This window comes from Actinophytocola sp. (genome assembly GCF_035942955.1).
In the GTDB taxonomy this organism is placed as follows: domain Bacteria; phylum Actinomycetota; class Actinomycetes; order Mycobacteriales; family Pseudonocardiaceae; genus DASYTH01.
The window spans coordinates 1-24,949 of the sequence record NZ_DASZCQ010000192.1 but is presented as its reverse complement, the minus strand read 5'-3'; the positions used below and the strand labels follow the sequence as shown (position 1 = coordinate 24,949).

The following is a 24,949-nucleotide window of genomic DNA, read 5'->3' as shown; positions in this document are numbered from 1 at the left end:
GGTAAACCGGCCGTGCGATGATCCCGGGCGTGTTGCCCGACGTCGTCGCGCACCGGGGCGCGTCCGCGCACCGAGCCGAGCACACGCTCGCCGCCTACGCGCTCGCGCTCGAGCAGGGGGCCGACGGACTGGAGTGCGACGTCCGCCTGACCAGGGACGGGCACCTGGTGTGCCATCACGACCGCCGGGTGGACCGCACGTCGAGCGGCCGCGGCGTGGTCAGCACGCTCAGCCTCGAGCGCATGGCCGAGCTGGACTACGGCGGCTGGCACGCCGAGCCGCCGGAGCACGCCGACGATCTCGTCCTGACCCACCGCACGGCCAAGCCCGAGCGGCTGCTCACCCTTGAGGCCCTGCTCGCGCTCGTCGTCGACACCGGGGCCCGGCTGTTCGTGGAGACCAAGCACCCGGTCCGCTACGCCGGGCTCGTGGAGGCCAAGCTGATCGCGCTGCTGCGCCGGTACGGGCTGGCCGCCCCACCGTCCAAAGAGGAGTCTCCGGTCGTGGTGATGTCGTTCTCCGCCAGGGCGGTCGGCCGGGTCCGGCGGCACTCGGCGACGCTGCCGACCGTGCTGCTGCTCGGCCCGCTCGCGCGGCTGCGCCGGGACGCCACGCTGCCGCCTGCGGCGGACTACGCCGGGCCCAGCATCGAGGCGCTGCGGGCCGACCCGGACTACGTGGCGCGAACCGCCGACCGCGGCCACGACACGTACTGCTGGACCGTGGACGACGCGGCGGACATCCTGCTCTGCCAGCGCATCGGGGTGCGGTTCCTGGCCACCAACGCCCCGGGAGCCACCCGCGCCATCCTCGACGGCGGCGCAGCCGGTAACGTCGCGGCCCGGTAAGCCAGGTCGACAAGGAGCCCCCGTGTCCAAGCGATCCGCCGGCAAGCAGGCCCGTAGGGACCCGTCCGGCATCAACCCGCGCCAGGCCTGCCCCTGCGGTTCTGGCAAGCGGTACAAGGCGTGTCACGGCGCGTCCGGCGGGGCGGCCGACGTCCCGGTGGCGCGCCCGTTCGACGGACTGGCCGGCGAGTGCGAGCTGGTGGCGCTGCGCGAGTTCGTGCCGTCGGCGACCGCGCCGCTCCCCCTTGCCGGCCCGGCGGACCGCCAGGTGTCGCTCGGCACCGTGCTGCCGATGGCGGCCGCGGCCGTGGTCCGCAACGACGGCGCCGCGCTGATCGGGATGCAGGTGCAGACCCGGTCCAGCGACGTGAGCCGGGACGTGGCGAGGGCCATCCGGTGGGCGCTGTCCGCCGAGCCGGGCCAGGTGCTGCCGATCGTCGACGCCGCCGAAGACACCGACGGTGCGCGGCTGCAGGACCTGCTGGCCGCCGACGGGGCCATCGAGCCCCAGCTGCACCCCGACTTCTCCTGGTGGATGCCCCCGGACACGGAGCCGACCGGCGAGGTGGCGCTGTCCCTCGAGCGGGCGAACGGCGCGATCCTGCCGACCGAGCGGATCGGGCCGGCCGCCTACTGGGTGAACGCCGGGGACAAGGCGCACCTGCGCTGGGTGCGTCCCGAGCCGGAGGAGCGCCTGCTGGCCGCCCTTGCCCGGCTGTCCGCGCGCGGTGAGCTGGCCCTCGGCGAGGGCTCCCGGTACGCCGGCTCGTTCCGCGCGCACGGCCTGCTCGTCCCGGTCTGGGACCTCGACCCCGAGTCGCACGCCCGGGAGTGGCAAGAGCCCGTCGCCGCGCTGGGCGCCCGGCTCGCCGATGCACTGTCCTCTTTGGACTCCGAGCCGCTCACCGCGGACGAGCGTCGCGCCCGCGACGGCCTGCTCGGCCGCCAGATCACCATCCGTTGATCGATATTCCGAGGCATTTTCGTGGCAACCTGTCGCTGATCCGCACGTCTCAAGGGACGCAGGGGCTCAGGATAGGACCATCAAAATGAACAGGTTTACCAGGCGTATTTCTGGTGCAATTTTTACCATTATTGTCGGGCTCGCGGTCGGGTGGGCGGACGCCGGCGCCGACACCACGAGCCACCCGTCGCAGCCGGCGAAGGTCTCGCCGCGGATCCTCGGCCCGAACGGCTACGGCGGACTCCAGCTGGGAATGACCTTCGCCGACGCCAGGGCGGCCGGATATGTCCGGGAGGACCAGCCGCCGGACCCGCCCTGCCGTAGTTACGATTTGTACCGGCGCGGAAAGCGGGTCGGCCGCGTGTTCATCTCGCCGGACCGGGGCGTCGAGGCGATCGCTCCGGAAGAGCGGGTGCGGACCGCGGAGGGCGTGAAGATCGGCTGGCCCGCCGAGCGGGTCAAGGAGGTTTACCCGGACCTCCGGCTCGACCTTCTGCCCGAGTTCGGTGCCCTCACCGTTCAGGTCCCCGGAAACCCCGCGGCCCGTTACCGACTCGGCTTCTCCGACCACGAGCACGTGTCGGACATCATCCTGCATCTGGCGGACCAGCCCTGCGCCGAGTAGCTAGAGCGCGCCACCCGCGGCGCGGGGCGCAAGGGAGTCGGAGCCGCCGTCGCCGACCGACTCGCGGGCGAGGAAGTTCTCCACGTCGAACAGGTTGCCGTTGGCGCGCTGGACCACGTTGAGCAGCGTGGTCATCTGCGCGACCTCCTCGACCTGCTCCTTGAGGAACCACTGCATGAACTGCTCGCCCTTGTAGTCGTCCTCGTCGCGGGCGGTCTTGGCCAGCCCGATCACCTCGTCGGTGACGGCCCGCTCCTGGTTGAGCGCCAGCTCGACCAGCTCGGCGGCGTCCTTGAAGTTGTTGCGCACCTCGCCGACCCCCGGGATCGTCGGCTGGATGTCGTTGTCCAGCAGGTACTGCACGATCATCATGGCGTGGTTGCGCTCCTCCAGCGCCTGCCGGTAGAAGTGCTTGGCCAGCTGGGGGAGGTCCTCCCCGTCGAACCAGACGGCGAGCGCCAGGTACTGCTGCGACGCCGTGAACTCGTTGCGCACCTGCTCCTGCAGTGCCTGGTGGAACTTGCTCATCATGGCGTCAACATACAGTCGATCGCCGACTGTGAAGACGTTGCTCTTCCACTGAAGGCCCTCCTCCTTCGAAAATGCCTAACGACAACCCTGCTCGAGGAGGCGCCCATGCCCACCGCTCGCAAGGCCCTACTCATCGCCGCGGCCGCCGGCATCCTGACCATGGCCGGCGCGTCGGCCGCGGCCGCGGACAGCTCGCGGTGCACCGCGGACGCCGGCTGCGCCGGCCGGGCGACGTTCACCTCGTACGGCGAGGTGTTCACGGTCTTCGACCAGCTGGCCGACGGGCACTCGGCCGTGGCCCTGTACTGGCTGCCGGACGGCTCCGGCCCCCACCTGATCTGGAACTCCAACGGCAACGGCACCAGCGTCACGGCCAACCTCGAGTTCCCGGAGGGGGCCTGGGTCACCTACCGCGTCTGCCTCGGCGAGGGCGGTCCCAAGGAAGTCCTGCTCAGCACCTGCGGCGCCACCATCACCGACTACGCCTGAAGGAGACCGATCATGAACAAGCTGAACCGCCGCCTGTTCCTTGTCTCCGGCCTGGCCGCCGGTGGCGCCGTCGCCCTGTCCGGCTCGTCGAGCGCGTCCGGCCCGCCGGCGGTGGCCGCGGTCCGCGACCCGTTCGGGCTCGGCGTGGCCTCCGGCGATCCCCGGCCGGACGGCATGGTGCTGTGGACCCGGCTGGCCACCGCCCCGCTGGACATCGGCGGGGGGATGGGCACCCGCAACGTCCCCGTCGAGTGGCAGGTGGCCACCGACCAGGCCTTCACCAACGTCGTCGCGTCCGGCACCGAGACCGCGGTCCCGGCCGACGGGCACAGCGTGCACGCCGAGCCGCGCGGGCTGCCGGCCGGCGCCGAGTTCTTCTACCGGTTCCGGGCCGACGGGTTCATCTCGCCGGTCGGCCGGACCCGGACCGCGCCCGCCGCCGGCGCCACCCCGTCCTCGCTGAAGTTCACCTTCGCGTCCTGCCAGCATTACGAGGAAGGCTGGTATCACGCGCACCGGTTCATGGCCGCCAACGACCCGGACCTGATCCTGTTCCTCGGCGACTACATGTACGAGAAGGCCTCCGGCATGGCCGCGGCCAACCGGGTGCGCTGGTACGTCGACTTCGACGAGGTCGACGCGCTCGGCGAGTACCGGTTGCGGTACGCCCAGATCCGCACCGACCCGGACATCAACGCCGCGCACGCCGCCGCGCCGTGGCTGGTCGTGTTCGACGACCACGAGCTGAAGAACAACTGGTGGGGCGTCAGCTCCGACGTCACCGCCGCCCGCAAGCAGGCGTCGTTCCAGGCCTTCTGGGAGAACATGCCGCTGCCCAAGGCGGCCAAGCCGGTCAACTCCGCGATTCCCTTGTACCGCAGGGTTTCCTGGGGCACCCTGGCCCGCTTCCACATGATGGACACCCGGCAGTACCGGTGGAAGCAGGCGCCGGCCGGCAACTGCACGGAGATCGCCCGCACCGACCGCACGCTGACCGGTGCCGCCCAGGAGACCTGGCTGCTCGACGGCCTGGCCGCCGGCGGCTCGCGCTGGGACTTCCTCGGCCAGCAGGTGTTCTTCGCCCAGCGGGACACCGACGGCGCCTCGGGCACCTGCGACGTGAGCACCGACGCCTGGGACGGCTACCGGGCCAGCCGGCAGCGGATCACCCAGGGCTGGGTGGACCGCGGGGTGCGCAACCCCGTGGTGCTGACCGGAGACGTGCACCGGCACTGGGCGAACAACCTGCGGCTCAACTACTTCAACCACAGCTCACCGTTCGTCGGCACCGAGCTGGTCACCACCTCGGTCACCAGCGGCGGGGACGCCACCGAGAACGTCTCGCCGCAGATCCCGAACAACCCGCACCTGTACTACGTCGGCAACCACCGCGGCTACGTCCGGGTGACCGCCAATGCCGGTCAGTTGACCGCCGACTTCATGAAGGTGTCCTCGGTCCGCGAGCGCAACCCGGCCAACGTGACCCTCTCGGTCCGCAAGCGTTTCGTGGTGCTGGACGGCCAACCCGGCGTCCAGGAGCCGTAAACCCGTTTGCGGCGTCGGGCGGCCATGCCGACGATGGGGCATGGCCTACCCCGACGACGTGCCGGTGCTCACCGACGGCGTGGTGACCCTGCGCCCGTACGCCCTGGACGACCTGGACCCGACCGTCGAGAACTGCGTCGACCCGGAAACCGTTGCGTGGACGACGATTCCGAGCCCGTACAACCGCGACGACGCGATCATCTGGATCACCAAGACCGCCCCGGAGGGCTGGGAGACCGGCACCAACCTGGTGTTCGCCATCGAGGCCGAGCACCACGACGGCGTGCGCCGCTGCGCGGGCGGCATCGGCCTGCTGCCGGGGGAGGAGGGGGTGGCCGACATCGGCTTCTCGGTGCACCCCGGGGCGCGCGGCCGCGGCGTCTGCCGCCGGGCGATCAAGCTGATCGTGGACTGGGGGTTCGCCGAGCGCGACCTCGAAGTGATCCTCTGGTACGCCTTCGTCGGCAACTGGGGGTCGCGCAAGGCGGTGTGGGCCAACGGGTTCAGCTTCGACGGCACCGTCGCCGAGCTCAAGGTGCAGCGCGGCGAGCGGCGCGACACCTGGCTCGGCTCGCTGCGCGCCACCGACACCCGCGAGCCCAAGACCGTCTGGTACGACCCGCCCGTCCTCGAGACCGACCGCCTGCGGCTGCGCCCCGTCGTCGACTCCGACGCCGGCCGCCTCTTCGAGATGATCCACGACGAGCGCAGCCTCCACTGGGCCGGCCGCATCCCCGCCGCCCGCCCACCCACCCCCGCGGCGTGCGTCTTGCGCATCCGCGAGCAGGCCGCCGCCGGCGCGACGATCAACTGGATCATCGCCGACCGCTCCACCGACGTGCCCCTCGGCCGGATCCAGCTGTTCGACCTCGCCGGCCTCGACGACACCGAGGTCAAACCCGGCTACGTCATCCACCCCGACGCCCGCGGCCGCGGCATCCTCACCGAGGCCCTGCGCGCCGTCGTCGACTGGACCTTCCGCCCGGTCGCCGCGGGCGGCTTCGGCAAACGCCGCATCACCATCAGCACCGCCGCCACCAACACCGCCTCCCGCCACGCCGCCGAGCAAGCCGGCTTCACCCACGTCTGCACCAACCCCACCGCCTTCTCCCTCGGCGAGTCCGACTTCGACGACGAGGTCCTCTATCAGGTGATAAACCCCTCCTGGCAGCCATGACCGGCCATCCTGCGCCGTCATGGGTGTATGGTGTTGGTAGCCGAGGCCACTAGGCCGAGGAAGTGAGCCCGGGCAGGACTGGGTGGACGCCCAGCGCCCGGGCTTCGCGCTGTCTACCGTGTCGATGACCGCCGATCTGCCGGGCCGAGATCAACGACCGACTCCACCATCGGGCCGATGCGTCGCCGCCAATCGCCGCCGGCTCCGTGACACCACGCGACGGCATCGGCCACCCATAGTGCCGGGTCCTCGTGGGACTGCAGATGTTCGTACGTGACGGTCTCCGTATCGATGCCCGCCGCGACCAGGGTTGACCGAATGATGCGGCGGTCCACCTGATCCCGCTCCTGCCCGCGGGAATCGAGGACGATCCGGCGCATGCCCGCCCATGCAAGATCGGTGACCAGTGCACGCAGCACAAGTTCGCCAACCGTCTCGGGTTCGCCACAGCCCAGGTAGACCCGTGCTCTCGCCCGTGCGGAGACCAGAGCGGCGACGATGTCCTTCTTGATCGAGTCTCGTTCGTGCTTGAAGTGCACCTTGCGCGCACCGGCCACCGTGAGGCTGCGCATCAGGGCTCTGGTCGAGGCAAGGTCGCCGGGGCGTAGCAAGGCGGCGGCCAGGAGGTACTGACTGCCGCGGGGGGATTCATCGACGAACACGTGCAAGTTCACCGGGGCAGCATCGGCCGGGGTCCGACGCTCTTGATGACCTGGTCGGTTAGACCGGCAGGCGGGTGATGGGGCAGGACATGCAGCGGGGGCCGCCGCGGCCGGTGCCCAGTTCGGAGCCGCCGATGCGGAGGACTTCGATGCCGGCCTCTTCCAGTCTGGCGTTGGTTTCCACGTTGCGTTCGTAGGCGACGACGACGCCGGGGGCGACGGCGAGGGTGTTGTTGCCGTCGTCCCATTGTTCGCGTTCGGCGGTCACCGGATCCAGGCCGGTGTCGATCACCCGCAACCGGTCGATGCCCATGGCGGTGGCGGCGGCCTCGAGGAACGGGACGGGGCCGTCGACGCGGACGCCGTCGATGCCGTCGGGGCGCAGCGGGTAGGCCTGGAGGGTGTCGCGGACGGCGGGGTACATGACCACGGCGTCGCGGTCGACCATGGTGCAGACGGTGTCCAGGTGCATGGTGGCGCGGTCCTGGGCGATGGGCACGGCCAGGACGGTGTGCGCGAGGCCGTCGGAGAAGACCGAGCGCGCCAACGATTCCGCGCCGGCGGGGGTGGTGCGCTCGCCGACGCCGATGGCCAGGACGCCGGGGCCGAGCAGCAGGACGTCGCCGCCCTCGACGGGGGCGGAGTGGGCGCCGTAGGCGCGGCCGGCGGTGCGGAACCGGGGGTGGTAGGCGTAGATCAGGTCGAGGAGCGCGGTTTCCCTGGTCCTGGCCGGCATGGCGAGCGAGGCGATGGCCACGCGGTCGGCGATCCAGACCGAGGAGTCGCGGGTGAACAGCAGGTTGGGCAGGGGGTAGACGACGAAGTCGTGCGGGTGGTGCATCCTGCGGACCAGGGACGCGCCCTCGGCGGCGGGCAGCTCCTCGAAGGTCATGCCGGCCATCAGCACGTCGGCAAGCGCCGAAGCGTCCACAGTGGACAGATAGGAGGCCAGCGCCTCGGCCAGCTCGTTGCCGAGCCGGCGGTGGTCGACGGCGGTGCTGGCCGCCGCGGCGTGGGCGCGCTCGTCGCCGAGCGCGGTCACCAGGGCGTCGGACAGCAGCAGCACGTCGGCGCCGCGGGCGCGCAGCACGTCGGCGAACGCGTCGTGCTCCTCCTGGGCCCGGCCGACCCACGGGATGCTGTCGAACAGCAGCTGGTCGTTGTTGCGCGGGGTGAGGCGCTTGAGCTCGGCGCCGGGGCGGTGCAGCAGGACCGCGCGCAGCGGCCCCACCTCGCTGTCGGCGCGCGGCGCCGGCCAGTGCTCGGCGGTGAGCTCCGGGGCGGGCTGGGCTGTCACGAGGTTCGAGCGTAACCAGTTGGTAAGGCCATGTCGCGGGTGGACCGGGCACGATGGACGCATGCGCCGATTGCTTCGTCGCCCGGTGACCTGGGCCGTGCTGTCCGTTCTGGCGGTCGGGCTCGTCGTCGGCCTGCTGGTGTTCGAGCCGTGGCGGGCGTTCACCAGCAGCCACGTCGACGAGGCCGAGCCGGTCGCCGCCCCCCGGATCGAGCAGCCGGCCCAGCCCGCCGAGGACCCGACGAGCGCGGCCGCGAAGCCCGCGGCCCCACCGCAGAACGAGGTGCTCGCCGAGGGCGCGTTCGTCGACGGGGAGCACGCCACCCGCGGCACGGCGCGCGTGCTGAAGCTGGCCGACGGGTCCCGGGTGCTGCGCCTGGAGAACTTCTCCACATCGGACGGACCGGACGTGCACGTGTGGCTGACCGACCAGCCCGCCGGCGGCGACTGGGGCAGCTTCGACGACGGGCGCTACGTGGCGCTCGGCGAGATGAAGGCCACCGACGGCAACCAGAACTACCCGATCCCGGCCGACGCCGACCTCAACGGGATCAGCAGCGCGGTCATCTGGTGCGACCGGTTCAACGTCGCTTTCGGCTCGGCGCCGTTGACTCTGTGAGGGCTTCCCGGCGCCGAGGCCGGGCCGACGGGTCGGTGTCCGGCCACCGCCGGCCGCCAGCGACGAGTAGTGCTTTCGGCTCGGCCCTCACCTTGACTTCAACGCGGTGAGCTTGGGCGGGTTCTTCTTCCGCAGCAAGGGTTTGAAGAGGTCGCCGTGCTCGTCGACGCGGTCGAGCACGTCGTCGGCGGTGAACACCAGGTCTCCCGGCTCCCGGCAGCTTTCCACCTCGGCCCAGGTGATCGGGGTGGACACGGTGGGCCGCTCGCGGGCCCGGAGGGAGTACGGGGCGACCGTGGTCTTGTACTCGTGGTTCTGGCTCCAGTCGATGAACACCTTGCGGGGGCGCAGGTTCTTGGCCATCCTGGCGACGATCAGGCCAGGGTGCTCGGCGGCGAGCTGCTCGGCCAGCTCCTTGGCGTAGCCCCAGGCCTGCTTGGGCGCGGTGGTGGTGACCGTGCAGTAGAGCTGCATTCCCTTGGAGCCACTGGTCTTCGCGACCGGCTCGAGCCCGTCGGCGCGCAGCTTCTCGCGCAGCAGCAACGCGACCCGGCAGCACTCGACGATGGTGGCCGGCGGGCCCGGGTCCAGATCGAACACCAGCCGGTCCGGGTTGTTCCGCCCGCCCCGCGGCCCGACCGTCCACTGTGGAATGTGCAGCTCAAGCGAGGCCATCTGCGCCGCCCACACCAGCGTCGGCAGGTCGTCGACGACGGCGAAGTCCAGGGTCTCGGCGCCGGTCGAGCTGCCCGGCGTGTCCACGGTGACCGTGCGCACCCAGTCCGGGGCGTGCCGCGCGGCGTTCTTCTCGTAGAACGACTGGCCATCCACGCCGTCGGGGTAGCGGCGCATGGTCAGTGGCCGGCCGGCAAGGTGCGGCAGCAGCACCGGCGCCACCCGGGAGTAGTAGTCGATCACCTCGCCCTTGGTGAACCCGTCCGACGGGTACAGCACCTTGTCCAAGTTGGACAGTTGGAGCCGCCTGCCCTCGACCGCGACGAGCACGTTCTCACCGGCCATCGGGCAGCTCCATGATCTCCAGGTCCTCGGGGTCCTTGTCCGAGCGCAGCCCCCGCCAGCGGGGCGCGCGCATCCGGCCGTCCGACGTCCAGTTGAGGAACTCCACCTCGCCGACCAGCTCGGGACGCACCCAGTGGGCCCCCTTCGACCGGTCCCGCGGCACCTCGTTGACGAACGGCGAGGTCTTGCGCTCGAGCGACCGCAGCCGAACGATCAGCGCCTGCAGCACCTCCTCGGTGAACCCGGTGCCGACCTGGCCGACGTAGCGCAGCCCGGCCGCGGTGCGCACCCCGACCATCAGCGAGCCGAGCGTGTCCGACCGCTTGCCCTCGCCCGGCCGCCAGCCGCCGACCAGGACCTCGACCGGGCGGATCTCGGCGATCTTGATCCAGTCCGCCGAGCGCCGGCCCGGGAAGTACCGGGAGGACAGCCGCTTGGCGATCACGCCCTCGAGCCGCTGCTCCCGCGCCGCCTCGACGACCGCGGCGCCCTCACCCGGGTAGCTGGGCGCGGTGTGCCAGTGCGGCCCGGACAGCTCGAGCGCCTCCAGCAGCCGGCGCCGGTCGGCGTAGGGCAGCTCGAGGCAGGACCGGCCCTCCAGGTGCAGCACGTCGAAGACCAGGTAGGTGATCGGGACCTCGGCCATCGCCCGGCGGATCGCCCGCTCGCCCTCGGCGTGGATCCGGCTCTGCAGCGCGTAGAAGGTGGGCCGCCCGTCCACCAGTGCGACGATCTCGCCGTCCAGCCAGACCTGCGTGCTGCCCAGCTCCTCGCCGAGCAGCCGCAGCTCGGGGTAGCGGGCGGTGATGTCGTTGCCCTTGCGGGCGTGCAGCCGCAGCCGCCCGCCCTCCACCCTGGCCAGCGCGCGCACCCCGTCCCACTTGAACTCGTACGCCCAGCTTTCGTCGGAGTCGGGCGCCGGAAGCACGCCCGGCACGGCGAACATGGGCTCGAGCAGCTCGGGCAGCGGCTCCCAATCCGACCGCTGCGGCGGGTCCGAGCGCCGCACCATCCAGTCCTTGCCGTCGCGGCCGCTGCGAAAGAACGTGTACTTGCCCTTGACCCGCCCGCCGTCGAAGACGACCTGGACCTCGCGCTCGCTCCACTTGATCGTCTCGTACCGGCCGCGGTCCCAGATGAACATCCGGCCGCCGCCGTACTCGCCCCTGGGGATCGTGCCCTCGAACGTGGCGTACTCCATCGGGTGGTCCTCGGTGTGCACGGCAAGCCGGATGTCGCCGGGCACCTCGGGCAGCCCCTTCGGCACCGCCCACGAGACCAGCACCCCGCCGCGCTCCAGCCGCACGTCCCAGTGCAGCCGCCGGGCGTGGTGCTCCTGGATGACGAACGTGTCGTCGTTGCCCGCCGGCAGCGCGTCCTGCGCCGGCACCGGCTCCGGTGTGCGGCGCGGGTCGCGCTTCCTGCGGTACTCGCCGAGATCACCCATTGCCCTCATTGTGTCCGAAAGTACGGGTCAGAGTATTGAAACGCTGTTATGAAACGATGTAACGTCCCGGGTCATGACACTCGCGCTCACCGACGCCAGCCGCTACATCGCCGGCGTTCTGCTGCTGACCATCGTGACCGTCGAGTTCGGCGGCAACTTCCTGCTGCGCATCCACCGCGGCCAGTTCGGGTTCACCGACTTCCAGAAGGCCTTCGCCCGGGCCATGCACGCGCATGCCGGCGTGCTGGTCATCCTGAGCCTGCTGTGCCTGCTGCTGTCCGACGCGGCCGGCCTGACCGGGTTCTTCGGCTGGACCGGCCGGCTCGGCGTCCCGGTCGCGGCCATCCTGATCCCCGGTGGCTTCGCGGCCTCCGCACTGATCGGCACGGGCGAGATCACCAGGCCGAACCGGTTCGTCTGGCTGATCGGCGCCGGCGCCGCCGCCCTGACGCTCGGCGTGGTGTCGGTCGGGATCGGGTTGCTCGCCGGTTAGGGCAGCCAGCCGACCCGGTCGCGGAGCAGCGTGTAGCCGACGAAGGCGACCACGTCGAGCAGGGTGTGCGCGATGACCAGTGGCCAGAGCCGGTCGGTGCGCTGCCACAGCCGGCCGAAGATCAGGCCCATCAGCAGGTTGCCCAGGAAGCCGCCGAAGCCCTGGTAGAGGTGGTACGAGCCGCGCAGCACCGCGGAGACCAGCAGCGCGGCGTTCTCGCCCCGGCCGAGCTGGCGCAGCCGGGAGATCAGGTAGCCGACCACCAGGACCTCTTCGGCCCAGGCGTTCGCCGCGGCCGAGATGGTCAGCACGACCGGACGCCACCACGTGTCATCCAAAGTGGACGGAAGGACGGTGAGGCTGGCGCCGAGGTGGTACGCGAGGAGGTACAGGCCGAGCCCGGGGACGCCGATCAGCAGGGCCAGCCCGGCGCCGAGCCGAAGGTCGCGACGCGGGTCGGTGCGGTCGATGCCGATCGAGGCCAGCCGGAACCCGGCCCGCCACAACAGGTACAGGCCCAGCGCGCCCCAGGTGAACAGCTGCAGCGCGCTCAGCAGCTGCTTGAGCAGGTCGATCAGGTCGACCGTGGCCTGCGGGACGTTGAGCGCCACCGACTGCTGGCTCAGCGGCTCCGGCCGCACCAGCGAGTCCACAAGCGACAGCAGGCTGCGCGCGCCGGACAGGCCGAGCGTCATCGCGAACACGATGGCCAGCTCGATGACGACGACCCGGCGCCGCGCCGGGTCGGTGATCGGCTCCGGGCCGCCGGTCCGCTCCGGGATCAGCCACGACCGCAGCAGCGTGCGCACGCTCGCACGGTACCGGCCGCCCGGAGGTGGCAGAGTGAACCCGTGACAGGAAAGTTCGCGACCGAGGACATCGTCGACGCGACCGGCCTCGCCGAGTTCATCCGGCCCCGCCACCGCGCGATCCTGGTGACGGCGAAGGCCGATGGGCGGCCGCAGCTGTCGCCGGTCACCTGCGGGCTGGATGCCGAGGGCCGGATCGTCGTCGCCAGCTACCCGCAGCGCGCCAAGTGCCGCAACCTCAAGCGCAACCCGGCCGTGTCGGTATGCGTGCTGTCCGACGACTGGAACGAGCCCTACGTGCAGGTCGACGGCACCGCGGAGGTGCTGGAGCTGCCGGAGGCGCTCGAACCGCTCGTCGAGTACTTCCGGGTGATCGCCGGGGAGCACTCCGACTGGGACGAGTACCGGGAGGCCATGCGCCGGCAGGGCAAGTGCCTGATCCGGATCACCATCCAGGACTGGGGCCCGGTCGCCACCGGCGGCTTCCCACCGGGAGTCGACGCCTGACCCCGGGCGCGCAGTCGAGCCACCAACGGTATGGTTCGGCGGTGGGAGGCGCGGTCGAATGGCGAGTTCGAAACGCGCGGTGCACCGAACCATTCTTATCGTCGACGTCGAGGGGTTCGGTGATCCGCGCCGGAAAAGTCCTCATCAGGTTGCCATCCGCGACGGTCTCTATCGCGCGCTTCAGGAGGCGTTTCGCGTCGCCGGTATTCCGTGGCACAAAATCGATCATGAAGACCGCGGGGACGGGGTCATGATCCTGGCGCCGGCCGAGATCCCCAAGGCGCAATTCGTGGAAGATCTGCCCGGCGCGCTGGTGGAAGCGTTGGAAAAACACAACGCCGGGCAGGATCCGCGGAGTCGGATCAGGCTGCGTATGGTGCTGCACGCGGGGGAGATCCATGCGGACGATCACGGCTTCGCCGGGGCGTCCCTCAATTTCGCGTTCCGGCTCCTCGACGCGACCCCGGTCAAGGCGGCCCTCGCCGAGTCGCGCGGCGTGCTCGTCCTCATCGCGTCGGGCTGGTTCTACGACGACGTCGTCTGCCACAGCGAGACCGTCGACTCGGCGACATACCGCCCGGTTCCCGTGCGGGTCAAGGAAACCACCGCCACGGGTTGGGTCGCCAGGCCGGACGATCCCTACCCGCCGCACCGAAGCGGAAGGCCCGTGCCGCGGCCAGCCGCGGCGGCCCGCGCGATCGCGGTCGTGGCGGTGTCGGCGCTGCTGGTGTCCTGGCTGGCCGCCGATGGCCGCACCGACCGGCCGGCGGTCGGCGCCGCGGGCGTTCGGATCGGCGGCGACTACCCCCACGAAGCGGAGTTCGTCGCGAAACTGGTCAGCAGGAAGACCGGAAAGTGCGTGGCCCGGAATGGCGCATACAGTCATCCGGACAACTCCGAACGCCTCGGCGAGGACATCTACCAATGGGACTGCGCCGGCTCCGACAACCCCGGTCATACGCTGGTGCTGGCGCCGCTGGCCGACGGCTGGATTATTCGTAGCAGTATCCGTGCCGATCTGTGCCTGGCGGCCGATGGCGCACCCGGTCAGGAGCAGCATTTCCAGCGCTGCGACCCGCGGGATGACCGCCAACAATGGCGGCTGCGGCGGGTCGGCGTCCGGGGATCCGACACGGTACTGGTCGAGAACCGCAACACCGGAATGTGCATGGCACCGCAGGACGGCGACCCGGGCCGGGACATCCAGATCTTCCAGTCCCCGTGCACGGCGGCGCCGGATGGCGCGGTGGAATGGACGATCGAACGGTATCCGTCGATCGCCGATGGCGGCTGCGGGAGTCGGTCGCCGGGCCGGCTGCGGAACCATGAGTCCGGCCTCGCGGTTGCCGCTGGAGATCCACCGACACTGGGTGAGGCCGGCCCGCTGCTGGCGCTGCGGCCCGCGAGGAAGACCGCGCACGGCTGCGCGCGGTTCATCGTCGGACCGGACGGGAGCTGCCTGGGTCTCGCCCTCGCCGGACCGGCCTCTTCCGAGGTGCGCTGGCAGCCTTGTCAGGACCGTCCGGTCATGGAGTGGGTGGTCGAGAACCTCGGCGAGGCGAGCGGGCTTTCCTGGACCCGGATCCACTCCGGCCAAGACCTGAGCCAGTGCCTGCAGCCGGAGACGAAGACGGCCGGAGCCCTGCTGACGGTGCGGCGCTGTGCCGGCCACTGGCTGCAGCAGTGGCACACCGAACCGTCCTGACCCTCAGGGCGCGGTGAGCACCACCGGGCCGTTCTCGGTGACCGCCACGGTGTGCTCGAAGTGGGCCGCCCGGCTGCCGTCGGCCGTGCACAGCGCCCAGCCGTCGGGCTTGGTGACGAACCGGTCCCGGCCGCCGGCCATGAACATCGGCTCGATGGCGATCACCAGGCCGGGGCGCAGCGGCAGCCCTCGCCCGGACCGCCCCTCGTTGGGCACCGACGGGTCCTCGTGCATCCGGCGGCCGACGCCGTGGCCGCCGAAGCCCTGCGGGATCCCGTAGCCGGCGCCCCGGCCGACCTCGCCGACCGCGGCCGACACGTCCCCGAGGCGACCGCCGGGTCGCGCCGCGGCCACGCCGGCCTCCAGCGCCGCCTCGGTGTTCTTCATCAGGGTGGCGTCGGCCGAGCTCGGCGGGCCGATGGTGAATGTGATCGCCGAGTCGCCGTGGAAGCCGTCCAGGCAGGCGCCGCAGTCGATGCTGACCAAATCGCCGTCGCGTAGCCGGTAGCCGTCCGGGATGCCGTGCACGATCACCTCGTTGACCGACGCGCAGATCACGCCGGGAAACGGGGTGGGCGCGAAGCTCGGGTGGTAGTTCAGGAACGACGACGTCGCGCCCGCGCCCCGGATCACGTCGGCGGCCACGGCGTCCAGCTCCAGCAGCGTGACGCCGGCGCGGGCCTCGGCGCGGACCGCGGCCAGCGCGGCCGCGACGATCCGGCCGGCCTCACGCATCACGGCGAGCTCGTCGGCGGTTTTCAGTTCGACCATGCGGAGAGTCCCTCGGGGTTGAGCGACCGTCAGGCACTACGGTGCCTGCCGAGCGGCGGCCAGGAACGGGCAGCCGACCAGCCGCCTCAGCTCGACGGCCAGCTCCCTCTGGGTACCGATCGGGTGCGAGAACGCTAACCGCACGTCGTGGTCGGCGTCCAGCGCCTCGACCCGCAGTCGAAGCCCGTACCGGTCCAGCCCGAGCGGGCGGATGTGCCCGCCGCGCAACGGCTCCGGCAGATGCCGGGCAAGCATGCCGACCACGTCGGTGTGCGACAGCTCGAGGTGCCGCAGCCAGCCCGCCTCCTGGGCGGAGAACGGGTCGGGCTCGGCGGCGAGGAAGTCGTCCGGCCGTACCGGATGCGTGCCCTCGCCGTCGGCCAGCACCAGTGACGCCGGCCTCAGCCGCACCATGGCCGCGCCGTGCCCGAGGTCGAGCAGCCGCGGGTCGGCCCTGATCTCGGCCAGCCGCACGGCGATCTCCCGCGCGGCCGCGGCGGGCACCGCCCGTAGCCAGCCGGTGATCCACAGCAGGCCGCGGACCGGCTCGCGCAGCGGAACCGGCGCCAGGTCCACGATCTCGGCCATCGCGGCCGGCTGCTCGCGCGCCGCGGCGACCAGCTCGTGGTCGTCCGGCAGCAGCGCGGTCACCACCCCGTCGGCGTGCACGTGGTGCAGCAGCGGAGCGACCTTGTCCGGCTGCCTGGCGTCCTCGGCCGGCAGCAGCAGCGTGGCCGGCCCGAGCGCCGCGATGGTGCGTGCACGCTCGCCCGGACATGGTGTCGGCGGGCGACGCGCCACGAATCACCTCCAGGTCCAACTTAGGCTAACCTAAGTTGGACCCGATGGCGAACCAGGAACAGACGTTCGATTATCCCCAGACTTGTCCACAGCCTGGGGACAACCTCAGCAGCCCAGGGCGCACCACTGGTATGTGGCCTGGTAGGTCGCGGTGCTCGCCGGAGCGGTGATGTTGTGGGTCTGGGCGCCGCCGTCGGACCAGCGCACCCACCGGTAGCGCAGGTTCAGCGGCGGCACGTTCTGCGGGCTGGGGGCGCTGATCGAGTTGTTCGAACCGACGATCACCGTGCGGCTGAACGGGGTCCGCTGGCTGACGCCGCCGACCGTGAGCAGGACCTGGCTCGGGTTCGACGTGAAGTTCAGCACCACGGTCCGCGGGTCCAGCCGCACCGTGGTGCTCGCCGAGTTGCCGTCGGAGTCCGTCGCGGTCAGCGTCAGGTCCAAATAGGACGGATATTCGTGGTCGGGCGCGACGAACGAACCCGAGGCCACACCCGGGAAGCTCTGCACGACGTGGGCGTGGCAGTTCGTCGCCGTGGTGCAGTGCTGCAGGGTCAGCCGCCAGGAAAGGGCCGACGGCGGCAGCGTGCCGTCCTGGGCGTCGGCGGCCCGCCCGGAGAACGGCACGGTCTGGCCCACCTGCCAGCGCAGCGCCGTGGTCGGGTCGTCGATGGTGACCACGGGTTGCGGCGTCGGCGGGTCGTCCACGGCCACCTGGACCGTGGTGGTGGCGAACAGCCCGGCCGGGTCGGTCACCTTCAGGCCGACCGTGACCAGCGCCTGCTGGATGTAGGTGTAGCTGGGTCGGGCGGCCGTGGAGTCGTCGTAGGCGCCGTCGCCGTCGAGGTCCCATGCGTAGGTCAGGGTGTCGCCGACGTCCGGGTCGGTGGACCGGGTGCCGTCGAACTGCACGGTCAGCGGCGCGGGACCGGCCGACGGGGTGGCGGTGGCGACCGCGGTCGGCGGCCGGTTCGTGCCGCCCGGGTAGCTGATCCGGCGCAGCTCGCCGGCGCCGAGCGCGACGTAGAACAGGTCTCCGCCGGGCCCGATCGACAGGTGCACCGGCGTGCCGACGCCGGTGGACAGCGCCACCAGCCGGGCGGGATCGGGTTGCCCGGTGGCGCCGCGCTGCATGGCCCAGATGCAGCCGCGCGAGGCGTCGGCGAAGAACAGCGCGCCGGCGTAGGCGGCCGGGTAGTTGCTGCCGTTCTCGAACGCGATGCCGGCGATCGACGAGCCGCCGGTCGGGCAGCCGTCGCCGGCCACGACCGAGGCGCTGTGGTTGTAGGCGTAGTAGGGCGCGGTCTGCCCGCCGCCGCTGTACAGCGACTCGCACAGGGTCAGGTTCGCGTCGTCGTAGCCGGACTGCCGGCCGGTGCCCTCGAAGCACGGCCAGCCGAAGTTCTCCACCACCGCGTCGGTGGCGTCGGGGATCCGGTTGATCTCCTCCCAGGTGTTCCAGCCGACGTCACCGGCCCACAACTCGTTGGTGTTGGGCCGGAAGCCGAACCGGAACTGGTTGCGCATCCCGTAGGCGATGATCGACCGGGCGCCGGTGTCCGGGTGGACCCGCAGGATCGTCCCGTCCGGGGTGGTCGGCTCGCCGGCCGGGCGCCGCGGCGACTGCGAGCGCAGCGCCCCGCCCCGGGCGGTCGGCGGGCTCAGGTTGGTTCCCGCCGCACCGGGCGGGTCGCCGCACGGGTTGCCGACCTGGCCGTAGTCGGCGAAGTTGAAGCTGGCGCCGTCCCCGCCCCCGACGTACAGCTGGCCGTCCGGTCCGAACACGACCGAACCGATGGAGTGGCTCGGGTACTGCTGGCACCAGTCGGTGATCAGCACCTGCTCGTTGGTGGACACCCCGGTGGCGTCGAGGGTGAGCTTGGCCAGCCGGCCGGTGATCACGCAGCCCTGGTCGGTCGCGCCGGGCGGGGTCGGGCACTGGTCGCCCCAGCGCGGGTGGGTGCCGCCGGGCAACGCGTCGTAGCTGTACAGGACGTAGGCGTACGGCCGGGTGGGGAACTGCGGGTCGAGGGCGAGGCCGAGCAGGCCGCGGTCCCAGAAGTCCTGCACGGCGGGACGCAGGTCGGCGGCGATCGTGGGCGTGGTGTCGGTCAGCGAGTCGAACACCTTGAGGATGCCGCTCTTCTCCGCGATGAACACCCGGCCGTCCGGCGCGAACGCGGCCGCCGTCGGCTGGGTCAGTCCGGTGATCACGGCGGTGTCGGAGAACCCGGGCGGGACCACCGCACCGGCCACTGTGGACGGCAGCGCGGCCAGCCCGGCGGCGACCACGCCTACCGCGAGGGACAGGATCAGCCCACGTCTTTTACCCGACAACGATTCACTCCTCATCATCTGGTCTGCTTGAAGGTCGCCTGGTAGGTCGTCGCGCCCGCCGGCGCGATGATGTTGTGCGTCTGCGCGCCGCCGTCGGACCACTTCCGGAAGTCGTACTGGCGGTTCTGCGCGCCGAGGACCTGCGGGCTTGGCGCGCTGATCGAGTTGTTCGACCCGACGATCACCGTGCGGGTGAACGGCGCGGTGGCCGAGGTTCCACCGACGACCAGCAGCGCGCCGCTCGGGCTGGACGTGAAGGTCAGCACCACGGTGCGCGGATCCAGCCGGCGGGTGGTGGACGCGGTGTTGCCGTCGGAGTCGGTGGCCGTCAGCGTCAGATCCAAATAGGACGGATACTCGTGGTCCGGCGCGGTGAACGAACCCGTTGCCACTCCTGGGAAGCTCTGGACCACGTGGGCATGGCAGTTGGTCGGGCCGGTGCAGTGCTGGAGGGTCAGCTGCCAGCTGAGCCGAGACGCCGCAAGGGCGCCGTCCTGCCCGTCGGTGGCGTGCCCTGAGAACGGCACGACCTGGCCCACCTGCCAGAGCAGGCCGGCGGCGGGCGTGTCGATGACCGGCACCGGGTTGGGATCCGACGAGGCGCCCACCGTGATCGGCACGGTCGCGGTGTCACTCGCCCCGTCCGGGTCGGTCACCCGCAGCGCGGCGTTGACCACGCCGGCCTGGGTGTAGGTGAAGCCGGGCTGGGCCGAGGCGGAGTCGTCGAACGCGCCGTCGGCGTCCAGGTCCCAGGCGTAGGTCAGCGGGTCGGCGTCCGGGTCGGTGGACCGGGTGCCGTCGAACTGCACGGTCAGCGGCGCGACGCCGGAGGTCGGCGTGGCCGAGGCGACCGCGTCGGGCGGCCGGTTGGGCCCGCCTGGGTACTGCACCCGGCGCAGTTGGCCGGCGCCGAGCGCGACGTAGAACAGGTCGCCGCCGGGCCCGATGAGCGTCTGCACCGGGGTGGCCACGCCGGTCACGAACGGCACGATCGCGGCGGTGTCGGGCAGGCCGTTGGCGCCGCGCGGGATGGCCCAGATGCAGCCGCGCGAGGCGTCGGCGAAGAACAGCGCGCCGGTGTAGGCGGCCGGATAGTTGCTGGTGCCGTTCTCGAAGGCGATGCCGGAGATCGCCGAGCCGCCGGTCGGGCACGGGTCGGTGGGGACGACCTTGGCCGAGTGGTTGTACGCGTAGTACGGCGAGACCTGCGTGGGGGCGGCGTACAGCGACTCGCACATCGTCAGGTTGGCGCCGTCGTACCCGGGTTGCCGGCCGGTGCCCTCGTAGCATGGCCAGCCGAAGTTCTCCACGACCGCGTCGGTGGCATCGGGAATGCGGTTGATCTCCTCCCAGGTGCTCCAGCCGACGTCGCCGACCCACAGCTCGCCGGTGCCGGGGCGGAAGCCGAACCGGAACTGGTTGCGCATCCCGTAGGCGATGATCGACCGGGCGCCGGTGTCCGGGTCGTACCGCAGGATCGTCCCGTCCAGCGTGACCGGCTCCCCGGCCGGCCGCCGCGGCGACTGCGAGCGCAGGGCGCCGCCGCGCGCGTCGGGCGGGGCCAGGTTCACCCCGGCCGGGCTGGGCGGGTCGCCGCACGGGTTGCCGACCTGGCCGTAGTCGGTGAAGTTGAAGCTCGCGCCGTCGCCGCCGCCGAGGTACAGCTTGCCGTCCGGGCCGAAGGTGACGGTGCCGATGGAATGGCTGGGGTACTGCTGGCACCAGTCGGTGACCAGCACCTGCTCGCCGACGGAGACACCGCCCGCGCCCATGGTCAGCCGGGACAGCCGCCCGTAGGTCAGGCACCCGTCGCCGGTGGCGCCCGGCGGGGTGGGGCAGGCGTCGTTCCACTGCAGCGCGTCGTAGGTGTAGAGCGCGTACACGTAGGGGTCGGCGGGGAACTGCGGGTCGACGGCGAGGCCGAGCAGCCCGCGGTCCCAGAAGTCGTAGACCTGCGGGCGCAGGTCGGCGAACACCGTGGCGGTGGTGTCGGCCAGCGAGTCGTAGCTCTTGATGATCCCGCTCTTCTCGGCGATGAGCACCCGGCCGTCCGGGGCGAACACCGCGGCGGTCGGGTTGGTCAGCCCGCCGATCGCCAGGGAGTCGGTGAACCCGGGCGGCACGGCGGCGCTGGCCGGGGTGGCGGTCGGTCCGACCACGACGAGACCGACGGTGACGGCGATGATCCCCAGGCGGCGTAAGCATCCAGACACGGCGCGTCCTCAAATCCGGCGGGCATCACCCGATCGGCCCTATGCCGCGCGCCCCGGCTCACGCTCGGATGACTGCATGAGAATCGTCCGCAGCTCAAGGCTCGTTTCGCGGAATTTCGGGTGCGCCCGGCCAGTGGGCTGAACAGGTGATGTCCTTGGGTCGGGCGGCGTGATCCCGCTCGTCGCCCCCTGGCCGTTCGGATTGCCGCGCTGTACGCGATAAAGCTGCCATGACCAGGCTTGTCGGCTTACTCGCGGGCGTCGTCCTGCTGGTGCTGGCCGCCCCGGCGGCCACCGCTGCCGAGCAGGGCGGGGAGCGCATGCTCAGCTACGTCGTGCACGCCGAGGTGGGCGCCGACGGGACGGTGGCCGTCACCGAGCGGATCCGGTACCACTTCGACGAGCCGCGGCACGGGATCTTCCGGTTCATCCCGCTGTACTACCCGCTGGACGCCCACGACGCGCGGACGCTGGAGATCGATGGCGACACGGCCACGATGGACGGACGGCCGGTGCCGTTCGTGCGCGACGAGGAGGCGTCCGGCGCCGACGAGAACTGGATCCTGCGCGTCGGCGACGAGCACCGCGAGATCACCGGCGACCACGACTACCAGCTCGGCTACCGGATCCGGGGCCTGCTCAACGCCCCGGCCGGCCGGCCGGAGCTGTTCTGGAACGCCCTCGGCAAGGACAGCAAGGTCCCGGTCGACCACGCCGAGGTGACGGTCACCGCGCCCGGCCCCATCGACCGGGTGCGCTGCGTGGTCGGCGCCCGGGGCACGCCGTGCGCGGTCGCTCGGGTCGAGGGCAACACCGCGCGGTTCGCCGCCGACGGCATCGAGGCGCTGTCCGCGGTGACGGTCACCGCCGCGCTGCCGGACGGCGTGACGGTGCCGCCGCCGATCGTCCGGGCCAAGCGGGACTACGTCAGCATGTTCTGGGACAACCTCCGGCACCCTGGGCGGGAGAGCGGCATCCCCGGTCTCGCGGTGGCCGGCACGGTCGCGCTGTTCGCACTCGGCGCTGTGGTGCTCGGCGTGGCGTTCTACCGCGGCCGGGATCGCTACTTCGCCGGGGTCATCCCGGGTCTGCTGCCCGATCACCCGTCGAAGGCACCGCAGAAGCGCCGCCTGTTCGCCCAGCGCGAGGCCGCCGCGGTCCGGTTCGACCCGCCGGACAAGGTGCCGCCCGCGCTGTGCGGGGTGATCATGCGCAAGAAGGCGGACCGGCACGCGGTCTCCGCGGCGGTCACCGATCTGGCCGTGCGCGGGCACCTGACCGTCACCCAGTTGCCGAAGGGCTTCCGGATCGCTCGGACCGGCGAGGGCGACGGGGTGGTCGCCGGCTACGAAAGCGGGATCCTCGGCGCGCTGGGCGGTCCCGTCACCCTGCGCCGCCGCCGCAAGGACGGGATGGGGTTCCGGCACGCGCTGGGTCAGCTGCCCGGCCGGCTGATGGACGAGGCCGTCCACCGCCGGTGGTTCGTACGGGATCCGCGGCGCAACACGTTCCGCAAGTACGGCGGCGCGCTGCTGTTCCTGTCGGTGTTCGCGCTGATCTGGCTGTTCGATCAGGGCCTTGCGTGGTTCTGGGTGCCGTTCACGCTGACCGTGCTCGTGCTGCTGATGCTGCCGAGCCGGTGGTTGGTCGGGCGTACCGCGGTCGGCTCGGCGATGCTGGCCCAGGTGCTGGACTTCCGGCGGTACATCGAGACCGCCGAGGCGGAACGGCTCGCCGCCGAGGAGCGTCAAGCGATCTTCAATCGCTACCTGCCCTACGCTCAGGCGTTCGGCCTCGCCGAGCACTGGACGCGCAAGTTCGCCGCGGTGGGCGCCGCCGAGCCGAGCGGGTGGTACCAGGGCCCGTCCGACCGTCCGGTCATGTTCGACAGCTACCCCGCCTTTGCCTCCACTGTGGACTCCTCACCGATCAGCGTCAGCTCGAGCACCGGCTCCTCGTCCGGCTGGAGCGGCGGGAGCAGCGGCTTCAGTAGTAGCAGCAGCGGTGGCGGCGACGGCGGCGGTGGCGGCGGCGCCGGTTCCTGGTAGCTCCACTTAGGACGATGCGGCGGCCAGGCCGGTGCAGGCGCGGAGGGCGGCGAACTTGGCGGTGATGCGGTCCGCCTCGGGCCCGGTGACCGGGAGGGGCTGGCCGGTGTCCCGGGAGATATAGGCCGGGACCAGCTCGGTGCGGGCGATCCTGTTGTCCCGCACGGTGATCCGCAGGACCCCGGTGTCGTTGGAGTGGGCGTCGTTCCACCACCACAGGAAGTTGCCGAGGCCGTAGGCGACGTAGGTGCGGCCCAGCCAGCCGTCACCGAGCAGCAGGTGGGCGTGCGTGCCGACGATCGCGTGGGCGCCGGCGCCGGCCAGCGTCGTCGCGAACGCCTTCATCTCCGCGGTGGGGCAGTCGCTGCCCTCCTTACCCCAGTGCATGTAGACGACCACCAGCTCGGCCCGGCCGGCCGCCGCCCGCACCGCCTCGACGGCCCGCTCCGCATCCCGGGCGTGCGCGACCCCGGGGCGCGAGTCCGTGGCCGACCACGTCTTCTCCAGCTCGTGCACCTGGGAGATCCCGATGACGGCCACCGTCGTCCCGTTCACCTCGGTGATCCACGGCGCGAACGCCGCGTCGGCGTTCTCACCCGCGCCCACCACGGGCACCCCGGCCTTCCTGGCATGCTCGAGCGAGTCGGCAAGCCCGACGCGGCCGTAGTCGAGGGCATGGTTGTTGCCCAACGACACCACGTCGATCCCGGCGGCCTTGACCGCGGCATACGCTGCGGCCGGGGCGCGGAACAGGTACCGCTTCGGCTCGGCGGTGCCGCGCGTGGTCACCGCGGTCTCCAGGTTCACCATCGCGATGTCCGAGGCCGCGAGCACCTCCGCGATCGGCCCGAACGCCATGCCAGGATCGTCGAGCAGGGCGGTCGTGCGCTCGGCGAAATGCACGTCCCCTGCGATCGTCAGCACCACCTCACCGGGCGGCCGACCCGGCGCCGAACCGCCGCCGCCGCCCGCCCCGGCCACCGGCCCCGGCACCCCGGGCGCGGCCGTCGAGCACCCGGCCAGCAAGGCGGCGGCAAGAACGAGACCAAGACGGCGCACCGCGCAAGGGTAACGGCGCGCCGAGCGCTCGCGGTCGAGCCGACGCCGACGTCTCGCCGGACAGCGACCCTTCGCGGGAGCACCGGGCCGATCTGAGCGGCGCGCCGGCGGCCGGTCGGCCGCGTTGAGTTTGACCAAAGTTTGATAGCACCCTGCTCGACGGCGCGCGCGTAGGTACCCGGGCGACGATGAACAGCACTCGACTCTGCCGGGCCCGTGACCAGCGTCGGGTACTCCAGCCAGCGCCGCTAGCTCCAGTCGGGGCCGCGCTGGGACCAGGTCCAGGCGTAGCGGGGGTCCTCGCAGGCGGCGGCGCCCTCGCCGAGCTCGAGCGGGCGGAAGGTGTCGACCATGACCGCGGTCTCGTCGAAGTAGTCCACGCCGATCGAGGCCTCGGCGGCGCCGGGTTGCGGGCCGTGGGTGAAGCCGGACGGGTGCAGCGACAGCGAGCCGATGCCGATCCCGGATCCCTTGCGCGCCTCGTAGTTTCCGCCGACGTAGAACATCAGCTCGTCGGAGTCGACGTTGGCGTGGTTGTACGGCACCGGGATGGCCAGCGGGTGGTAGTCGACCTTGCGGGGGCAGAACGAGCAGACCACGAAGTTGGGGCCCTCGAACGTCTGGTGCACCGGCGGCGGCTGGTGCACCCGGCCGGTGATCGGCTCGAAGTCGCGGATGTTGAACACCCACGGGTACAGGCAGCCATCCCAGCCGACCACATCGAACGGGTGATGCGCGTAGGTGAACTTGGTCAGCCCGGCCCGGTGCCGGACGAAGACGTCCACGTCCGAACCGTCCGCCAGAAGCGGTTCCGAAGGCCCACGCAGATCCCGTTCGCAGTACGGCGCGTGCTCCAGGAACTGGCCCTTGGCGCTCAGGTAGCGCTTCGGCGGCCCGATGTGGCCGGTCGCCTCCAGGATCAGCAGCCGCATTTCGCCTTCCGGCACCACCCGGTAGGTGCACGAGGTCGGCAGCACGACGT

The 24,949-nt window shown here is 71.6% G+C and carries 23 protein-coding genes; 11 read left to right on the top strand and 12 right to left on the bottom strand.

Annotation, left to right across the window (positions count from 1 at the left end; genetic code table 11):
- The first annotated feature begins 29 nt into the window (after positions 1-29).
- The 3 genes from VGX25_RS19010 to VGX25_RS19000 all read left to right on the top strand — a co-directional run bounded on the left by VGX25_RS19010 (position 30) and on the right by VGX25_RS19000 (position 2,437).
- Positions 30-848 carry a glycerophosphodiester phosphodiesterase family protein gene (locus VGX25_RS19010; protein ID WP_326919165.1) on the top strand — a complete coding sequence of 273 codons (819 nt, stop codon included), beginning with the start codon at positions 30-32 and terminating at the stop codon, positions 846-848.
- 22 nt (positions 849-870) lie between these two features.
- Positions 871-1,812, top strand: coding sequence for a DUF5926 family protein (locus VGX25_RS19005; RefSeq protein WP_326919164.1), 942 nt, complete (start codon positions 871-873; stop codon positions 1,810-1,812).
- Positions 1,813-1,897: 85 nt separating this feature from the next.
- Positions 1,898-2,437 carry a hypothetical protein gene (locus tag VGX25_RS19000; protein WP_326919163.1) on the top strand — a complete coding sequence of 180 codons (540 nt, stop codon included), beginning with the start codon at positions 1,898-1,900 and terminating at the stop codon, positions 2,435-2,437.
- Here the strand turns inward: VGX25_RS19000 and VGX25_RS18995 are convergent, their stop codons facing one another.
- Positions 2,438-2,968 (bottom strand): ferritin, encoded by a 531-nt coding sequence (locus tag VGX25_RS18995; protein WP_326919162.1) that lies wholly within the window; start codon positions 2,966-2,968, stop codon positions 2,438-2,440.
- Between the two features lie 105 nt (positions 2,969-3,073).
- On the opposite strand from VGX25_RS18995, the gene VGX25_RS18990 reads away from it, so the two are divergent.
- Genes VGX25_RS18990 through VGX25_RS18980 form a run of 3 tightly spaced genes read left to right on the top strand, consistent with a single transcriptional unit; the run spans position 3,074 to position 6,179 of the window.
- Complete coding sequence (locus tag VGX25_RS18990) at positions 3,074-3,457, top strand: hypothetical protein (RefSeq protein ID WP_326919161.1); 384 nt, start codon at positions 3,074-3,076, stop codon at positions 3,455-3,457.
- Positions 3,458-3,469: 12 nt separating this feature from the next.
- Positions 3,470-5,002 carry an alkaline phosphatase D family protein gene (locus VGX25_RS18985; RefSeq protein WP_326919160.1) on the top strand — a complete coding sequence of 511 codons (1,533 nt, stop codon included), beginning with the start codon at positions 3,470-3,472 and terminating at the stop codon, positions 5,000-5,002.
- 40 nt (positions 5,003-5,042) lie between these two features.
- A complete protein-coding gene (locus VGX25_RS18980; protein ID WP_326919159.1) occupies positions 5,043-6,179 on the top strand; it encodes a GNAT family N-acetyltransferase in 1,137 nt (378 codons plus the stop codon).
- Between the two features lie 113 nt (positions 6,180-6,292).
- Here the strand turns inward: VGX25_RS18980 and VGX25_RS18975 are convergent, their stop codons facing one another.
- Both VGX25_RS18975 and VGX25_RS18970 read right to left on the bottom strand, forming a co-directional pair.
- On the bottom strand, positions 6,293-6,853 hold the full coding sequence (locus VGX25_RS18975; RefSeq protein WP_326919158.1) for a hypothetical protein: 561 nt from the start codon (positions 6,851-6,853) through the stop codon (positions 6,293-6,295).
- A gap of 46 nt (positions 6,854-6,899) precedes the next feature.
- A complete protein-coding gene (locus VGX25_RS18970) occupies positions 6,900-8,138 on the bottom strand; it encodes an arginine deiminase (RefSeq protein WP_326919157.1) in 1,239 nt (412 codons plus the stop codon).
- A 61-nt stretch (positions 8,139-8,199) separates the two neighbouring features.
- On the opposite strand from VGX25_RS18970, the gene VGX25_RS18965 reads away from it, so the two are divergent.
- A complete protein-coding gene (locus tag VGX25_RS18965; RefSeq protein WP_326919156.1) occupies positions 8,200-8,757 on the top strand; it encodes a DM13 domain-containing protein in 558 nt (185 codons plus the stop codon).
- Between the two features lie 87 nt (positions 8,758-8,844).
- Here VGX25_RS18965 and ligD (VGX25_RS18960) read toward each other — a convergent pair whose 3' ends face one another.
- Positions 8,845-9,777: a non-homologous end-joining DNA ligase gene (gene ligD / locus VGX25_RS18960; protein ID WP_326919155.1), complete on the bottom strand. Its 933-nt coding sequence runs from the start codon at positions 9,775-9,777 to the stop codon at positions 8,845-8,847.
- Entirely contained in the window at positions 9,767-11,224 is a 1,458-nt protein-coding gene (gene ligD, locus VGX25_RS18955; protein WP_326919154.1) for a non-homologous end-joining DNA ligase, read from the bottom strand. The genes ligD (VGX25_RS18960) and ligD (VGX25_RS18955) overlap by 11 nt, the downstream gene beginning before the upstream one ends.
- Before the next feature lie 73 nt (positions 11,225-11,297).
- Between ligD (VGX25_RS18955) and VGX25_RS18950 the strand changes: the two genes are divergently transcribed.
- Positions 11,298-11,717: a hypothetical protein gene (locus VGX25_RS18950; RefSeq protein WP_326919153.1), complete on the top strand. Its 420-nt coding sequence runs from the start codon at positions 11,298-11,300 to the stop codon at positions 11,715-11,717.
- Here the strand turns inward: VGX25_RS18950 and VGX25_RS18945 are convergent.
- A complete protein-coding gene (locus VGX25_RS18945; RefSeq protein WP_326919152.1) occupies positions 11,714-12,526 on the bottom strand; it encodes a CPBP family intramembrane glutamic endopeptidase in 813 nt (270 codons plus the stop codon). The two genes, VGX25_RS18950 and VGX25_RS18945, sit on opposite strands and share 4 nt — an antisense overlap.
- 42 nt (positions 12,527-12,568) lie before the next feature.
- On the opposite strand from VGX25_RS18945, the gene VGX25_RS18940 reads away from it, so the two are divergent.
- Positions 12,569-13,033 (top strand): PPOX class F420-dependent oxidoreductase, encoded by a 465-nt coding sequence (locus VGX25_RS18940; RefSeq protein ID WP_326919151.1) that lies wholly within the window; start codon positions 12,569-12,571, stop codon positions 13,031-13,033.
- A gap of 58 nt (positions 13,034-13,091) precedes the next feature.
- Positions 13,092-14,738 carry a ricin-type beta-trefoil lectin domain protein gene (locus VGX25_RS18935; RefSeq protein WP_326919150.1) on the top strand — a complete coding sequence of 549 codons (1,647 nt, stop codon included), beginning with the start codon at positions 13,092-13,094 and terminating at the stop codon, positions 14,736-14,738.
- 3 nt (positions 14,739-14,741) lie between these two features.
- Here the strand turns inward: VGX25_RS18935 and map are convergent, their stop codons facing one another.
- From map to VGX25_RS18915, 4 genes are all read right to left on the bottom strand, one after another.
- Positions 14,742-15,509 carry a type I methionyl aminopeptidase gene (map, locus tag VGX25_RS18930; protein WP_326919149.1) on the bottom strand — a complete coding sequence of 256 codons (768 nt, stop codon included), beginning with the start codon at positions 15,507-15,509 and terminating at the stop codon, positions 14,742-14,744.
- Positions 15,510-15,545: 36 nt separating this feature from the next.
- Positions 15,546-16,310, bottom strand: coding sequence for a DUF2470 domain-containing protein (locus VGX25_RS18925; RefSeq protein ID WP_326919148.1), 765 nt, complete (start codon positions 16,308-16,310; stop codon positions 15,546-15,548).
- A gap of 105 nt (positions 16,311-16,415) precedes the next feature.
- Positions 16,416-18,647, bottom strand: a complete 2,232-nt coding sequence (locus tag VGX25_RS18920; RefSeq protein WP_326919147.1) for a PQQ-dependent sugar dehydrogenase — start codon at positions 18,645-18,647, stop codon at positions 16,416-16,418.
- Between the two features lie 14 nt (positions 18,648-18,661).
- Entirely contained in the window at positions 18,662-20,860 is a 2,199-nt protein-coding gene (locus tag VGX25_RS18915; protein WP_326919146.1) for a PQQ-dependent sugar dehydrogenase, read from the bottom strand.
- A 230-nt stretch (positions 20,861-21,090) separates the two neighbouring features.
- Here VGX25_RS18915 and VGX25_RS18910 point away from each other — a divergent pair, with 230 nt between their 5' ends.
- Positions 21,091-22,908 (top strand): DUF2207 domain-containing protein, encoded by a 1,818-nt coding sequence (locus tag VGX25_RS18910; RefSeq protein ID WP_326919145.1) that lies wholly within the window; start codon positions 21,091-21,093, stop codon positions 22,906-22,908.
- Between the two features lie 6 nt (positions 22,909-22,914).
- Here VGX25_RS18910 and VGX25_RS18905 read toward each other — a convergent pair whose 3' ends face one another.
- Both VGX25_RS18905 and VGX25_RS18900 read right to left on the bottom strand, forming a co-directional pair.
- A complete protein-coding gene (locus VGX25_RS18905) occupies positions 22,915-23,967 on the bottom strand; it encodes a CapA family protein (protein WP_326919144.1) in 1,053 nt (350 codons plus the stop codon).
- Between the two features lie 248 nt (positions 23,968-24,215).
- Positions 24,216-24,949: homogentisate 1,2-dioxygenase (locus VGX25_RS18900; RefSeq protein WP_326919143.1), on the bottom strand; the 734-nt coding region annotated here is incomplete at its 5' end.